Genomic DNA, 15881 nt, shown 5'->3' on the forward strand with positions numbered 1-15881 from the left:
TTTTAGTCAACGCATCAAGTAAAAACTTAGATGCTGCACTCACTACCTTAGCTCTAAGAAAAAGCTCGATACATACAATAAGCAACTACATCTTGCTAAGTTACTCATCGACGCTAAGCAATAGAAACGCAAAATTAACCACTTAGACAGAGTTTGTCAATTTTATGCGCCAAAATTTGCGTATTGCCCCCTAAATTAAGCCCTCTTTCCACGAGTGAGTTACCGCAGCTAAACACTGTGCCTGTATCAAGCCATTAGCTAAAGGCACAAGCACCATCATAATAACTCACTTAAGCTAATGCAGCTTTGCAAAAAACTAAGGTGCATTTATCATCACATAACTTTACATAAAGCTGATATATATCACACTTGCAGGCCAAATAACTAACTGTTCAATTCGGCAAATCATGGTGCATGAATCTTAACCTAGCGGCCTTTTAGGTGCACTTGAAGATGTTTTGCATGCTTTGTGTGCACAAAAACGCCGCACGAAAGCACTTTTAGGGTAAAATCCTAGACCATATTTTTTGTGTTTGGCTCTAGGCATACAATCAGCCGCATTTTGAGTAGCAGCAAAGCATTAGACCCTACCAAGGGCCCTTGAGCACCATGCTCTTTCAAACTCACACTCACTTTCGTGACATAACATTACCCATGTTAGTGATTTGATAAGGCCTTTAGTTTAATGCTTATGCTTGGTTGCTCTGATATTCACGCTCGCTTACGGGCCAAGCCATGCCCAAGGATGTTAGTTACTTAACCTCACATCATTGGGCATGGCCTGCAGTCAGATAGAACGATCAAGTGTCGAACTGCTGGAGTCTGAAGGCTCGCTCATAGTCAAACACAAAGTTTGTATTTCCCTATTCCGACGAGATCCTGTATTTATGGAAATGGACAAGACATACCAACCGGAAAATTTTGAAAGCAAAATTTACCAGAACTGGGAAGAGCGCGGCTTCTTCAAGCCAAGCTTAGACGCTACTAAGAAAGCTTTCTCCATTGCACTTCCTCCTCCAAATGTGACTGGCTCTTTACACATGGGCCACGCATTCCAGCAGACCATCATGGATACCATGATCCGTTACCACCGTATGAAGGGTGATAACACTTTATGGCAGTGCGGTACTGACCATGCTGGTATTGCTACTCAGATGGTGGTTGAGCGTAAGCTTGCAGCTGAAGAAGGTCTTACCCGTCATGATCTCGGTCGTGAAGAGTTCATCAACCGTATTTGGCAGTGGAAAGAGCAATCTGGCGGTACCATTACCTCTCAGATGCGTCGTTTAGGTGATTCTGTTGATTGGACCACCGAGCGTTTCACCATGGACGAAGGTCTGTCCAAGGCTGTTTTAGAAGTATTCGTTCGCTTATACGACGACGATCTTATCTACAGAGGCAAGCGCTTAGTTAACTGGGATCCTAAGCTGCGCACTGCGATCTCTGATCTTGAAGTTGAGAACAAAGAAGTTAAGGGCTCAATGTGGTACATCCGTTACCCATTAGCTGACGGTGCTAAGACTCAAGATGGTAAGGACTACCTCTTAGTTGCTACTACCCGTCCTGAGACCTTACTTGGTGATACTGCAGTTGCAGTTAACCCAGAAGATGAGCGCTTTAAGGATCTCATCGGCAAGTACATCGTTCTGCCATTAGTTGGCCGTCGTATCCCAATCGTTGGCGATGAGCACGCTAACATGGAAACCGGTACTGGCTGCGTTAAGATCACCCCAGCTCACGACTTTAACGACTATGCTGTGGGCAAGCGTCACAATCTGCCAATGGTTAACATCTTCACTGAAGATGCTGTTGTGCGTGATCTCTCTGAGGTCTTTGACACCAATGGCGAGCCATCTACTGAGACTACCGACTATATCCCTGAGGCCTATCGCGGCGTTGAGCGTTTTGAAGCTCGTAAGCTCGTGCTTAAGGATCTTGAGGAGCAAGGTCTGCTCGACCACATCGAAGATCACACCTTATCCCAGCCTTTTGGCGATCGTGGTGGCGTACCTATCGAGCCTATGCTCACCGATCAGTGGTATGTACGCGCTAAGATCTTAGGCAAGGAAGCTCTTGAGGCTGTTGAAGATGGCCGCATCAAGTTTGTTCCTGCTCAGTACACCAACATGTACTACTCTTGGATGCGTGATCTGCAAGACTGGTGTATTTCTCGTCAGCTGTGGTGGGGTCACCGTATTCCTGCTTGGTACGATGAGAATGGCAAGGTCTACGTTGCTCGCGATGAGGACGAAGTTCGCTCTAAGTACGGCTTAAGCGCTGATGTTAAGCTCACTCAGGACGAGGATGTATTAGATACTTGGTTCTCCTCAGCTTTATGGACCTTCTCTACATTAGGTTGGCCAGACAATACCGAAGCTATGAAGATGTTCCACCCAACATCTGTTTTAGTTACCGGTTTTGACATCATCTTCTTCTGGATTGCTCGCATGATCATGATGACCATGCACTTCATCAAGAACGAAGACGGCACCTCACAGGTTCCATTCCACACCGTATACGTAACTGGCCTGATTCGTGATGAGGAAGGTCAGAAGATGTCTAAGTCAAAGGGTAACGTACTCGATCCTATCGACATGATCGACGGTATCTCTGTTGACGATCTCGTTGCTAAGCGTACTGCTAACATGATGCAGCCTCAGATTGCTGAGAAGATCGCTAAGCGTACTCGCAAGCAGTTTAAGGACGGCATTGCTCCACACGGTACCGACGCTCTGCGCTTTACCTTAGCAGCCTTAGCCTCCAACGGTCGTGATATTAACTGGGACATGAAGCGTCTTGAGGGTTACAGAAACTTCTGTAACAAGCTGTGGAATGCTTCTCGTTTCGTACTCATGAACGTAACTCAAGACAAGTTAGTTGCTCCAAGCGAGTCTGACTTAAGCCTTGCAGATCGTTACATTCTCTCTAAGCTCTCTGAGTGCATCGAGAATGTTGAGAACTACATGAACTCCTATCGTTTCGATCAGGTTGCTGCAACCATTTACGAGTTCATTTGGAATGAGTACTGCGACTGGTACCTTGAGTTCACTAAGGCTATCTTAAAGGACGACAACGCCACCCTGGCTCAAAAGGATGCTACCGCCTACACCTTAGTAAATGTCCTCGAGACCATTTTACGTATGGCACACCCTGTCATCCCATTCATCACTGAGACCATTTGGCAGCAAACCGCTCCAATGCTCGGCCGCATGAACGATGACAAGAGCATCATGACTGCCCCATATCCTTGTGCTTGCGACTACAAGCGCGACGAAGAGGCTGAAAAGTCCATTGCATGGATTAAGGACTTCATTACCTGCGTACGTAACTTACGTGCTGAGATGAAGGCATCCCCTGCTCTTACCTTACAGGTTATGCTCCGTGGTGCTGGCGATCTTGAGAAGAACTGCGTTGAGAACCACACTAGCTACTTAACCTTACTGAGCAACATTGAAAAGCCAACCTTCGTAGGTTCCGATGATGCTCTGCCTCCATGCGTATCTAAGCCATTAGCTACTGCCGAAGTTTTAATTCCTATGAAGGATCTCATCAACAAGGAAGAGGAACTCAAGCGTCTTGGCGATATGGCTGCAAAGCTCGAGAACATGATTAAGGGCGGTGAGGCTAAGCTTCAGAACGAAGCTTTCGTATCTAAGGCTCCTGCTAACATCATCGAAGGTGCTAAGGCTCAGGTTGCTTTAAACAAGGAGCAACTTGCTAAGCTGCACGCTCAGATGGAAGAGCTCAAGAAGCTCTAATCATAATTAGTAAGGGTAAGCCTTATCCTTAATGTCATCAGATCAGCATCACTGATCTGAGCTCTCAAAAAACGCCGCACTCATAAGAGTAGCGGCGTTTTTTTATCCCCATAATCATCAAGAGAAACACGCATATACTTTAGCTCGATGCGTGACAAACCGCATACTTTAAGCATCCTATGCAAATATTTGCCACCACAACTAGTACAATCATCTAAAAACTAGCTTAGATAAGTGGCACTCAATTGCCAAGGGCATGAATACCTAGCATAGCCCATATTTTTAGGAGGGTAGCATTATGATTAACGGCGATCCTAAAGATTTTATTGAAGTCGTTTACAGTGGCCAAGACATACCTTTCTTGTTTCGCGGACAAAAGTTCTGGTTTCAGGGCTACAACAAGAATGGCGGATGCCATATGGAAGTGATGGAATGCTTTCCACCGTATAACCTTCGTTGGGAACACGATGATGTTAACTATCAAGTCTGTGGTGATGCTTTTCAGAAAGCTCCTATGTTTGATGGCAAAACATTCTGGGAAGTCGAACATGAAATTGAATGGTTAGATGAATAGCTGCTATTAGCAACTTACCATTCAAGCCTCTATCCACAAGAACGCGCCTAGTATCTTAGATGCAGCGTACAAAACTTAGCAAACAATTTTAGGAGGGTAGCATTATGATTAACGGCGATCCTAACGATTTCATTGAAATCGTCTACAGTGGTCAAGACATACCTTTCTTGTTTCGAGGACAAAAGTTCTGGTATCAAGGCTATGTTAAGAACGATAAATGGCACATGGAAATAATGGAGTGTTTTCCACCTTGCAACTATCGCTGGGAATGCGATGTTATTACTTGTGATGAGGGTGTAGATGCTTTTCTAAAAGCACCTATCTTTGATGGCAAAACATTCTGGGAAGTCGAACATGAAATTGAATGGTTAGATGAATAGCTCTTGCATAGCTACTTACCATTCAAGCCTCTATCCACAAGAACATGTGTAGCATCTTTGATGCAGCAACTATGTTCTGAAGCCCAAGATCATGACCTTAAGTTCAAGCACTTCTCAAGGTCATGATCTTTAATTTTAGTTCTTTACAAGATCTTGAGATTAACGCGGAATCTGCACTGACATTCCGTCAGATAATGAGCCAGATTGAACCTCAAAGTAGCCTGCATCAATGCCAAGAGATCGCAGATCGTATGAGGAAAGCTCACCTACCTGCTCGCGACCACACTGAATCGGTCTGCTGTCGTTCTTTAAGCGTGATACATCCATGCCGTTAAGGCTTACATTGACGCGCTTAGGCAAGCCTAAGATCATCACTCCTGCCACACCATTTTGCACGCCTAGTACTTGAACCTTGACTACATCATATGAGGCATCTTTCTTTAGGCTGTAGAACAAAGCACAAGGATCTACAGCGGCACTTGCCATAGTTGGCAGTGTAGCAGCAAGAGCCATAGAACTACCTAGCACAAGCGACACGATCTTTTTAGAAAGAATCATAAAACACCTCAACATTCTAAATGAGTAATGAATAGCATAACTCAAGATCTACAGCCTAATCTTAGCTGCACAAGATCACTAACCTATCCTTCCTAGCATCCGTATACGAGAGCAGCCTGTATCAATATGGCTACTCAATGCACATTCAATACAGCACTACAGCTTATATGTACTATGGCTTTACAGCTATGCAAAGTTTTGTAAGGCAATACGTTTAGATGCTAAATATCTCCCCATAAGTGCGCAATATGCTGGCCATTATGGTTTAGCGCCCTATTTTTGGCTCAAATTTAGTGCGAAATAGCTAAAACCATAGTTCTATCCTTGTGAGCTTGTGATGGAGGTGCATATTATTGAGACATGATTTAGAGCACAAACCGTAAGGTTATCGGCTTACCTGAACTGACTATTGTCAGTGCCGCGTGCGCAACTTACATTGGCAATCAATTGCAAAGAAGGATAAATCTCATGGAATTTGCAACTAAATGTCTTCGCGCAGGTTATCAGCCAAAGAACGGTGAACCAGGTGCCCTTCCTATCGTACAGAGTACAACTTTCAAATACGACACCACTGAACAAGTTGCTAAGCTTTTTGATCTGCAGGCTGCAGGCTTCTTCTACAGTCGCTTAGCTAATCCAACCGTGGATAGTGTTGAGCAAAAGATCGCCGCTTTAGAAGGCGGTGTTGGTGCAATCTGTACATCATCAGGACAGGCCGCCGTGTTCCTGTCCATTATGAACATCGCGCAGTCAGGTGACCACATTGTCGCCTGCTCCAACCTCTACGGCGGTAGTATTAATTTACTGGCCGTTACCTTAAAGCGTTTTGGTGTAGAAGTAAGCTTTATTGATGAGTCATTACCTAACGAAGAGTTGTCAAAGGCTTTCCGTCCAAACACTAAAGCCGTTTACTCAGAGACCATTGCTAACCCATCTACTCGCGTTTTAGATATTGAGCGTATAGCTAAGCTCGCTCATGACCATGGCGTACCTTTAATTGTCGACAATACCTTTGCTACCCCTTACTTATGCCGTCCAATTGAGTACGGTGCAGACATCGTAATGCACTCCACCTCTAAGTACATTGATGGCCATGCTTTAAGCATAGGTGGCGTAGTAGTTGACTCTGGCAATTTCGATTGGCTAGCTCACAAGGATAAATTCCCTGAGTTTGCTCAGCCTGATGAGTCCTATCATGGATGCAAGTATGTAGAGGCCTTTGGTAAGGCAGCTTATATCGTTAAAGCTCGTGTACAGCTCATCCGTGATCTTGGCTTTTTACAAAGCCCGCAGAACGCTTTTTATATCAACCAAGGTTTAGAGACCTTACCTTTAAGAATGGATCGCTACTGCTCTAATGCTTTAGAAGTTGCTAAGTTCTTAAAAGGTAATGACAAGATCGAATCTATATACTACCCAGGCCTCGAAGATCATCCAGATTATGAACTGGCCCAAAAGTATCTGAAGAAAGGCAGCTCAGGCGTAATCTCTTTTGATATCAAGGGTGGTCGTGATGCAGGTGCTCGCTTTATTGATAGTCTCAAGCTTATCGACCTTAAGGTTCACGTAGCCGATATCAAGTCATGCGTTCTTCATCCTGCCACTTCAACACACCGTCAGCTTACTGATGAGCAGCTTGAAGCTTGCGGCATTAAGCCTGGCACAATTCGTCTGTCCGTTGGTCTTGAGGATGTTGCCGATATCATTGCTGATCTTAAGCTGGCACTTGAGCATGTCTAGCACTAGTTAAACTTAGAATCTAAAACAAATAATTTAGCCAAGTATTGCTTCACTAAGAGGCCAAGTACAAGGCTCAAACAGAACCACTACACAAAATAACACGTCTTAGATGGCGTGTTATGCGTATTAAGTCTAAAAGGCCCTGAGCATTGCTGCTCAGAGCCTTTTTTCTTGGATACAAATTACTAAAAAGCTAGTTACTTATCTTTAGCGTCCTCTAAAGATTTAGAACCTACATTCTAAGTAACTAAGCCTTAGCTGCCTTAAGCGCATCAGCTAAACGGCCCTTTACATTCTCAAAGCCACCATTACTCATCACCACTACAGTAGTGTTGTCATCGGTTGCCTTTACTACCTCATCAATTAAATCTGCAGTGCTAGTTTCAACGATATGAAGAGGCTTGGCGCAGTCTTTGACTAGCACAGACATATCCCAGCTTACAGCCTCATTGTGGTATACAAAAACCTCATCGGCATCGTTGAATGATGCACCAAGCAGTTCACTGTTGCCACCCATTTTCATGGTATTGGAGCGAGGCTCAAATACGCACACAATACGGCGATCTTCGCCAACATGCTTACGTAAACCATCTAAAGTAGTTTTGATAGCAGTTGGGTGGTGAGCAAAGTCGTCATACACTTCTACAGTTCCGATCTTTGCGACTAACTCCATACGACGCTTTGGCATCTTGAACAGAGCCATAGCCTCTGCACCCTTAGCAAAAGGAACACCAGCCTCATGAGCTGCCAGTAATGCCATGAAAGCATTACGGGCGTTATGCATACCGGTGGCGTTGAGCTCAACTTCGCACTCTAAAGCACCAGAGGTATTGAGGATCTTAAACTTAGAACCATCAGCAGCAGTGATCTCAAGCTTGTATGGGCAATTTTCTGAACCAACACCAATGTCTTTAGACCACAGGCCCATCTTAATGGTGGAGAGGGCATTAACATCATCATATGGATAGATAACTGCGCCGTTGGATGGAACGATACGTACCATGTGATGGAACTGCTTTTTGATATCTTCAATGGAGTTGAAGATATCGGCATGATCAAACTCAATGTTATTGATGATGGCGATATCAGGGTGGTAGTGAACAAACTTAGAGCGCTTATCAAAGAAAGCACAGTCGTACTCATCAGCCTCGATAACAAAGTACTTGCTATCACTACCACGAGCAGAGTAGCCAAAGTTCTCAGGAATACCGCCAACCAAGAAACCTGGATTTAAACCTGCATGTTCTAAAATCCATGTAAGCATTGCAGTTGTGGTGGTCTTACCATGAGTACCGGAAACAGCAAGCACAGTCTTCTCACGTAGGTACAGCTCCTCAAGGAAACCAGGGCCTGATACATACTTTAAGTGCTCATTAAGCATACGCTCAATTACCGGCATGCCGCGCTTCATGACATTGCCAACCACAATCAGATCTGGCTTAGTGTCGAGCTGCTCAGCACCGTAGCCTTGGTAGATTTCAATGCCAGCCTCTTGGAGCTCATCAGACATTGGTGGATAGACATTTAAGTCTGAACCAGTAACCTTGTGACCTGCCTGCTTGGCAATTAAAGCGATACCACCCATGAAGGTACCGCAGATTCCTAGAATATGAATGTGCATGACTAGCGCTGCCTGAGCATCTGTGCATCAGCTTAAGCATAAGCATATCCCTCACAAGCAAGCCTACTTTAATTAGGTCTAGCTGTTATCGGAGCTCTTGCTTAAATGAAGATGCAATAACAAAGAAGAATAAAATTGATTTTATGACCACAAAAATGGCCAGCATCCTCAAGCCTAAGCGGCTGAAAATGACTGGCCTATTGTAGCAAATGTACTTAGCTTTAAGTATGTAAGCTTGCTATGTACGAACCTTAGCTTGACGCAATTAAGCTCTCTAAGAGCTTGACTGCTAATTGCTCGAGCAATGCTATGGTCTGCTGTTAATTGCTCTCTAAGAGCTGTGCGCTGCAAACTCTATGGCATGACCTCTATGGGGAGATAATGACTATGGCTTTGGCATAGATGGCATGATGTTAGGGTCAACGACGCACTTTAAGTATGGCTCAAAGGCACGTGAGTAAGTAGCTACTGGCTTACCATCCTTATCAATCTCAATAGCATAGACAGCAACAGAGTTCTTCTCGCCCCACTCAACTGCTTTTTTAGCGCCTAACACTAATAAACCAGTATCCACTGCATCGGTAATTAAAGCGCTACGATCAATGACTGATACAGAAACAGTACGGTGGCTAATTGGCTTGCCAGTCTTAGTATCGATAATGTGGGAGTAGAACTTGTCAGTATCTTTATCTAAGAAGAAGTTACGGTAAGAGCCAGCAGTTGAAATAGCCATAGACTGTGGGCAGGCAACGGCAAAAACCTTAGAACCTTGGCTTAATGGGTCTTCAATACCTACACGCCAGAGCTTACCATCAGGATTTGCGCCCTTAGTACGAATAGCACCCGCAACAGCAATCATGTAGTTTTCAACGCCCTTTTGATCCATGAGTGCAGCAAGCTCGTCTGCAGCTAAGCCCTCACCAATGGTAGATAAATCAAGCTCAACACGAGGATCAGTCTTCTTTAAGAAAGCACCCTCATCACCTGCTCTGTAAAGACCAAAACGCTCTAAACCTACATACTCTAAGGTGTTCTTAATATCCTCTTCGCTTGGAGATCGGCTAACTTCGCCTTTTGGACCAAAGCCCCACAGATTTACTAATGGGCCGACAGTTGGATCCATGGACTGTTCCACGCGACGAGACTGCATAACCACTTCTTCAATAACATCAGCTAAATAAGAGGTAATGATAAAAGAGTCAGTGCTCTTGAACTCATTAAAGCGTGCAATTTCAGCCTTTGGATCGAAAGTTGAAATGGCATCAGAAACCTTCTTGAAGACAAACTCAGCATCAGCACGTAAAGTCTCTTCACCGCCTGGATAGCCACCTGGTACGGTTACATAGTAGAAAGTGCCGAAAGTCTTGCCATCGATCTTAGTAACTTGATCGAATTTTTGTGTCAGAACATCGCTCTTTGGAACTTCTTTATCTCCACCGCATGCACTTAAACCTAAAGCGAGTAACGAGGCAACTACACATTTAACTGCCGTTGAAACAATAGAAGCTTTCACGATATTTATCCTTCACACAACAAATAATATGCGCCAATCAGTAAATCATCATTAACTTGATTACTAATCAGCAATCTTGAGTTATCAGCCTGTCGCTCGATCAACCGACGCTTGAGTATGAATAGCTCTATCGAACTAAGCATGAGCGTAAATTCAAGCTAATAGCTGACTAAAACGATTATGCCGCTTTTGAATCAATTTATAGAGCTAAAGAACGGGCAATTGCAAGTTAGACTAAAATTTTTGTCTAGCAAAATAAGCTCCTATGCAACTTGTCATGCCATTAAGTTCAATAGATAGCCCATGTAAACTAACATTGTAGCCATCTAGCTATTTAAGACAAAAAAAGCCTGCATTAGCCTTCAACCTAGAAGTGCTGTGCAGGCTTCGTGGGACAAATGACTATCAACCAACCTAAAGGAGAACATTATGACTATCATCTAAGCAATCACGCTAGACAACACACTTTAGTCATTTGTCATTCTTTAAGGCGGCGAGTTTAGACTTCCTTGAAGCTAATTTCGCACTGACCAGTTGAACAACCGGTGCCCTGTAAAGCTGTCTTAGTAGTTAAATTCTCTTCAGTCTTAGTGAGGCAATTCTTAGTAGGCTTACGGTTCTTCTGGCCATGGAAGCCGCAACCGCTATTGCTACACATAGCGCAGCTGATGCCCTCTAAAATCTCATGGGCTTCACTTTCGCTCTTTAAGCCACCACGCTTGAAGATAAGTCCGAGTGATAAGAAAAAGATGAAGACACAGAAAATGCCGAAAGATAAAAGATAAATCATACAAACCTCAAACTGTGCCGACTCAAACTAAAATCCTCTATCGGCGCTGCAATAACATAGCATAAAAAACCATAATATCGCTTATACATGACAATTTTTAACGCATTAATGCCATCACATGTTTGAAGTTGTGACCACTAGCACCCCTTGAGTACGATGAATCTGACAACACAAGGCTATTAAATTCGCTATGAAGCTCTGGCCATAATCGTATGTTTGGCGGCAGTAATTCACGCTATGAGCAAATAAAGTCCCTATCAAATGGCTTTTAGATAGGCCAATTACACGAATGTATATGCAAATCTATTGAATGTATGCCGTTCGACTACTACAATGACCAAGATCACTTAACGAGTAATCTGATTTAACGTGCCATGGGTTCGTAAAATCAGATTGCTCTTGTTAAGAGCTCTCTTAGCAAGCTTAAGCATACTGCTACAAGCAAATGATTAAAGAGCGCTCTTGTAGTTACTTTTTTAAAGGTTTGATTTTCAATGCGCACTAGTCGTTACATGCTCGCAACCTTAAAAGAGAATCCAGTTGAAGCAGCTGTTGATTCTCATCGTCTGATGTTACGTGCCGGTTTAATCCGCCAGGTTGCCTCTGGTATTTACACTTGGTTACCGACCGGCCTTCGCGTCTTACAGAAAGTAGAAGCCATCATCCGTGAGGAGATGAACGCAAAGGGCGCTATTGAAGTTTCCATGCCTGTAGTTCAGCCTGCTGACCTGTGGCGTGAGTCTGGCCGTTACGTAAAATACGGCCCAGAACTGTGCCGTTTAAAGGACAGAAAGGACAACGAGTTCGTATTAGGCCCAACCCACGAGGAAGTCATCACTGCTTTATGCCGTTATGAGATCAAGTCTCCTCGTATGCTGCCTATGAATCTCTATCAGATTCAGACTAAGTTCCGTGATGAAGTACGTCCACGTTTCGGTGTAATGCGTGGCCGTGAGTTCATCATGAAGGACGCATACTCTTTCCACATGGATCACGAGTCTTTAACTCAGACCTACAATGACATGTACGATGCTTATTCACGCGTCTTCACCCGTTTAGGTCTTACTTTCCGCGCCGTAGAGGCTGACACTGGTTCAATCGGTGGTAACCACTCTCACGAGTTCCAGGTATTAGCAGACGCTGGCGAGGATACTATTGCTTACTCTGATACCTCAAACTATGCAGCCAACATCGAAATGGCTGAGGCTTTAGCTCCAAACGAGCAGCGTGGTGAGGCTAAGGATCCATACTCTAAGGTTGCAACCCCTGGCTGCCACACTGTAGACGAGGCTGCTCAGGCTTTAGCAGAAGACACTAACAATGTACTTAAGAGCTTAGTTGTTTTAGGCGAAGAGAAGGAAGATGGCTCACGCGAGCTTATCATGCTCTGCCTGCGCGGCAATCAAGAGTTAAACGAGATCAAGGCTGGCAAGCTTAGCGGTGTTGCTGATCCTGTTGAGTTTGCAACTGATGAGCAGATCTTTGCTTTCACTGGTTCTCACACCGGTTCATTAGGTCCTGTTGGCTTCAAGGGTCGTATCGTAGTAGATCGCAACGCCAATGTTATGAGCAACTTTGCTTGCGGTGCTAACGAAGATGGCTTCCACTTAAAGAGTGTTAACTGGGATCGTGATGTTCCTACATACGAGGTTGCTGATCTGCGTAATGTTGAAGAAGGCGATCCAAGCCCAGATGGTCAAGGCACTCTGCACCTACGCAAGGGTATTGAGGTTGGTCAAGTCTTCATGCTTGGCACTAAGTACTCTGAGGCTATGGGCGCAACTGTTACCGATAAGGATGGTAAGAACATCCCTATGCTGATGGGCTGCTATGGTATCGGTGTTACCCGTGTAGTTGCTGCAGCTATTGAGCAGCACCACGATGACTACGGTATCGTATGGCCTGACTCTATGGCTCCATTCTCTGTTGCCATTGTAGCTTTAGGTCTTGGCAAGTCTGAAAAGGTTAAGGAAGCAGCCGAGAAGCTCTATAACGAGCTTGAGTCTCTTGGTATTGAAGTTCTTTACGACGATCGCGATGAGCGTGCTGGCGTTATGTTCTCTGATATGGAGCTCATTGGTATTCCACACATTATTACTGTTGGTGCTAAGGGCTTAGATCAGGGCGTTATTGAGTACAAGAACCGTCGTACTATGGAAAAGGAAAGCTTTGCTGTTGCTGATGCTGTTGCATCAATCAAGGCTAAGCTTGGGCTTAACTAAGATCTCCAACTTATATATAGCTGCATTATCAGCACTCAGGTAATGCATAAGCATCACCTAGAAATATAAGATCTCACATGGCGATCTTAAGATCGCTATGTATACTCACAAAGCCCGCATAATGCGGGCTTTTTACTTTAACAGTAATAAGATCACACCAGACAAATCCCTCTATAAGATCACGCATGATCTCATGCTCACACCACCTCACTCACGATCTCTCTACATATATAGCTGTTTAAAACTAAGATCGCTAATGCCTCGAGCATGCATATACTCTTGACTAGACGCAGCTAACACAAGATCGCTCTGAACGTTCAAAACCCCATAAAATCAATCATCCCACGATCTGCACGCTTTAACTACAGCACCATAAGATCACCACATTATTTAGAGCTGCAACAACAAAGATCGCCCAGATCATTAGTGAATCGTTTCTACTTAATGGATTACAAATGTTGAGCTTTTGCACTTGCTTTGACAGATGCTGAGATCTTGAGAGTAGAAAAAGAAAGATCAAATACCAAGGCAAAGTTTGCTTGGCTAATTATGACGTGTTTGTGTAACAAAAATGTCATCTATGCCAACCATATGATTACTATATTTTTTGTTGTAAACCGCATATATCTCTTATTTATAGGTAATTCTCAAGAGACTGCATAAGTTTTACTTATGTAAACGTTTACACAGTCTCTAAACCCTGTATATTTTGGATCTACATCTTAAAATCGACATAATTTAAAGATACAGACTGTAGCTTTTTGAATGTTAATAATGAGATGTACAACAAAGTGTTACTAATTTATTAATCATTTTCATTTTAAACACACCCAACAAATGCCTTATATATCGTATTTATGTTAAAAAACCAGTCATACCAACAAGATATAATTAAGTTGTCATACCCGTACGATATTGCACTGTATTGGTAATATTTTCAGTTTGAGAGAAATGCACCAATTTCCGTGCACGAACACACCTTTATAGATTGGCTTATCTACGGCAAATTTTACACAGCACTGTTTTAGTGCTTAAAGAGCACGCATCTATTCGGCGATTCACTTAAACCTGCCTATCTTTAAGAAAGTATTGTTTATACACAACTTATTTTGCAATACTTTTGGTGAGTTGCCTCACATTTTTTAATTGAAACTAGTGTGTAAACGTTACCATTTTGACCTATGAAAATTTGTAACACTAGCTTATTTATCGGACAAAACCATAGTTTTAATAGCAAACTTAGCTATTTGTATAACAAAAGCCACATATTGAAAGTGGGAGAGGCCTCTCACTTTTTATCTAGACAAATCACTATCATGGTATCGAACTTAAGGTTCTTTGTGCCTTGGCTTCAAAACTCCCTGACTTGATGCATCTGTGCTTATGTTTGTCTCACACAGCTGCTAAAAGTTAGAGAACTTAGGGCACGAAAAGATGCACCGCTTAACTTTGCTACCTCATTTGAGGATTCTTAAGCGGATAGTGAAGCACTTTATCTTCAACGCTTCATTTGCATCGACTGTTGTTAGTGCCTTAAGAAATCTTTGTTTCCTTTGGAGGATTAAATCCATATGAAGAAGTCTCTTACTGCTATCGCCGCTGCCGCTTTATTTGCAACCGCCGCTGTTGGCACCGCCCAGGCTGAAGACGTCCTTATCGGCTCATGCATTTACAAGTTCGACGACACCTTTATGACTGGCGTTCGTAACAACATGCAAAAAGCAGCTGAGGCTGTTGGCGCAGAGATTGAGTTAGTAGACTCACAGAACCGCCAGCCAATGCAGAATGACCAGGTTGATACCTTCATCACCAAGGGCGTTAACGCTCTGATCATCAACCCAGTAGACCGTTCTGCTGCTGGTCCTTTAGCTGACAAGGCTAAGGCTGCTGACGTTGCTATCGTTTACATCAACCGTGAGCCTGATGCAAAGGTATTAAAGGGCTACGATAAGGCCTTCTACGTAGGCGCTCGTGCTGAAGAGTCTGGCACTATCGGTGGTCAGTTAATCGCTGAATACTTCAAGGCCCACCCAGAGGCAGACAAGAACAAGGACGGCAAGTTACAGTACATCTTAATCAAGGGCGAGCAGGGTCACCAGGACGCTACCTTACGTTCTGAGTACTGCGTAAAGGCAATGAAGGACGCTGGTCTTGACATCGTTGAGATTGGTTCTGACAACGCTAACTGGGATAAGGTTCAGGGCCACGACAAGATGAAGAACTTCATCACCTCTTTAGGCGTTGAATCAATCGAAGCTGTTCTTTGCAACAACGACGACATGGCTTTAGGCGTAGTTGAGGCTCTCAAGTCAGAAGGCTACAACTTAGGTACCGATGGTAAGGATCCTTCTAAGTTCATCCCAGTTGTTGGTGTTGACGCTACCGCTCCAGCTCTTCAGGCTATTTCTAAGGGTCAGCTCTTAGGTACTTCCTTAAACGACGCTGTTAACCAGGGTACTGCTGCTGTTCGTATCGCTAACCAGGTTGCTCAGGGCAAGCCAGTTGACGAGGCTTCAATCGGCTACACCGTAACCGACGGCAAGTACGTTTGGATTCCATACGTACGTGTAACTGCTGAGAACTACAAGGACTTCCAATAATCCTTCTCTCAGAAGTTAAGCTAAGCAGATAGGACTTTGCTTTAGCTGAGTAACCAATCTGTACTTCAAAACGGGGCCTACTCAGGCCTGTCCTGAGTAGGCCCTTGTTCTTAGTGCAAAATACA

The 15881-nt window shown here is 43.9% G+C and carries 10 protein-coding genes; 6 read left to right on the plus strand and 4 right to left on the minus strand.

Annotated features, from left to right (window positions below; all coding sequences use genetic code 11):
- Positions 1–893 precede the first annotated feature (893 nt).
- From RDO37_RS00560 to RDO37_RS00570, 3 genes are all read left to right on the plus strand, one after another.
- Complete coding sequence (locus RDO37_RS00560) at positions 894–3758, plus strand: valine--tRNA ligase (protein WP_308497786.1); 2865 nt, start codon at positions 894–896, stop codon at positions 3756–3758.
- A 298-nt stretch (positions 3759–4056) separates the two neighbouring features.
- Positions 4057–4332 carry a hypothetical protein gene (locus RDO37_RS00565; protein ID WP_303074713.1) on the plus strand — a complete coding sequence of 92 codons (276 nt, stop codon included), beginning with the start codon at positions 4057–4059 and terminating at the stop codon, positions 4330–4332.
- 104 nt (positions 4333–4436) lie between these two features.
- Positions 4437–4712, plus strand: a complete 276-nt coding sequence (locus RDO37_RS00570) for a hypothetical protein (protein ID WP_308497749.1) — start codon at positions 4437–4439, stop codon at positions 4710–4712.
- 159 nt (positions 4713–4871) lie between these two features.
- Here the strand turns inward: RDO37_RS00570 and RDO37_RS00575 are convergent, their stop codons facing one another.
- Positions 4872–5270, minus strand: coding sequence for a hypothetical protein (locus RDO37_RS00575; RefSeq protein WP_273325660.1), 399 nt, complete (start codon positions 5268–5270; stop codon positions 4872–4874).
- Between the two features lie 468 nt (positions 5271–5738).
- Here RDO37_RS00575 and RDO37_RS00580 point away from each other — a divergent pair, with 468 nt between their 5' ends.
- Entirely contained in the window at positions 5739–7010 is a 1272-nt protein-coding gene (locus RDO37_RS00580; protein ID WP_308497750.1) for an O-acetylhomoserine aminocarboxypropyltransferase/cysteine synthase, read from the plus strand.
- A gap of 247 nt (positions 7011–7257) precedes the next feature.
- Here the strand turns inward: RDO37_RS00580 and mpl are convergent, their stop codons facing one another.
- The 3 genes from mpl to RDO37_RS00595 form a co-directional block, all read right to left on the minus strand.
- The gene (gene mpl, locus RDO37_RS00585; RefSeq protein ID WP_308497751.1) at positions 7258–8631 is read right to left on the minus strand and encodes a UDP-N-acetylmuramate:L-alanyl-gamma-D-glutamyl-meso-diaminopimelate ligase; all 1374 of its coding nucleotides are present in this window, start codon (positions 8629–8631) and stop codon (positions 7258–7260) included.
- Between the two features lie 385 nt (positions 8632–9016).
- On the minus strand, positions 9017–10144 hold the full coding sequence (locus tag RDO37_RS00590) for an FAD:protein FMN transferase (protein ID WP_308497752.1): 1128 nt from the start codon (positions 10142–10144) through the stop codon (positions 9017–9019).
- 499 nt (positions 10145–10643) lie between these two features.
- Positions 10644–10934, minus strand: coding sequence for a hypothetical protein (locus tag RDO37_RS00595; protein ID WP_308497753.1), 291 nt, complete (start codon positions 10932–10934; stop codon positions 10644–10646).
- A 494-nt stretch (positions 10935–11428) separates the two neighbouring features.
- Here RDO37_RS00595 and RDO37_RS00600 point away from each other — a divergent pair, with 494 nt between their 5' ends.
- A complete protein-coding gene (locus tag RDO37_RS00600) occupies positions 11429–13156 on the plus strand; it encodes a proline--tRNA ligase (RefSeq protein ID WP_308497754.1) in 1728 nt (575 codons plus the stop codon).
- 1571 nt (positions 13157–14727) lie between these two features.
- The gene (locus RDO37_RS00605; protein WP_273326329.1) at positions 14728–15756 is read left to right on the plus strand and encodes a galactose ABC transporter substrate-binding protein; all 1029 of its coding nucleotides are present in this window, start codon (positions 14728–14730) and stop codon (positions 15754–15756) included.
- Positions 15757–15881 lie beyond the last annotated feature (125 nt).

Source organism: uncultured Anaerobiospirillum sp. (genome assembly GCF_902485895.1).
In the GTDB taxonomy this organism is placed as follows: domain Bacteria; phylum Pseudomonadota; class Gammaproteobacteria; order Enterobacterales; family Succinivibrionaceae; genus Anaerobiospirillum; species Anaerobiospirillum succiniciproducens.

Coding starts and splice junctions, on each gene's coding strand:
- RDO37_RS00560 (WP_308497786.1), top strand. CDS start 894: ATGGACAAGACATACCAACCGGAAAATTTTGAAAGCAAAATTTACCAG.
- RDO37_RS00565 (WP_303074713.1), top strand. CDS start 4,057: ATGATTAACGGCGATCCTAAAGATTTTATTGAAGTCGTTTACAGTGGC.
- RDO37_RS00570 (WP_308497749.1), top strand. CDS start 4,437: ATGATTAACGGCGATCCTAACGATTTCATTGAAATCGTCTACAGTGGT.
- RDO37_RS00575 (WP_273325660.1), bottom strand. CDS start 5,270: ATGATTCTTTCTAAAAAGATCGTGTCGCTTGTGCTAGGTAGTTCTATG.
- RDO37_RS00580 (WP_308497750.1), top strand. CDS start 5,739: ATGGAATTTGCAACTAAATGTCTTCGCGCAGGTTATCAGCCAAAGAAC.
- mpl (WP_308497751.1), bottom strand. CDS start 8,631: ATGCACATTCATATTCTAGGAATCTGCGGTACCTTCATGGGTGGTATC.
- RDO37_RS00595 (WP_308497753.1), bottom strand. CDS start 10,934: ATGATTTATCTTTTATCTTTCGGCATTTTCTGTGTCTTCATCTTTTTC.
- RDO37_RS00600 (WP_308497754.1), top strand. CDS start 11,429: ATGCGCACTAGTCGTTACATGCTCGCAACCTTAAAAGAGAATCCAGTT.
- RDO37_RS00605 (WP_273326329.1), top strand. CDS start 14,728: ATGAAGAAGTCTCTTACTGCTATCGCCGCTGCCGCTTTATTTGCAACC.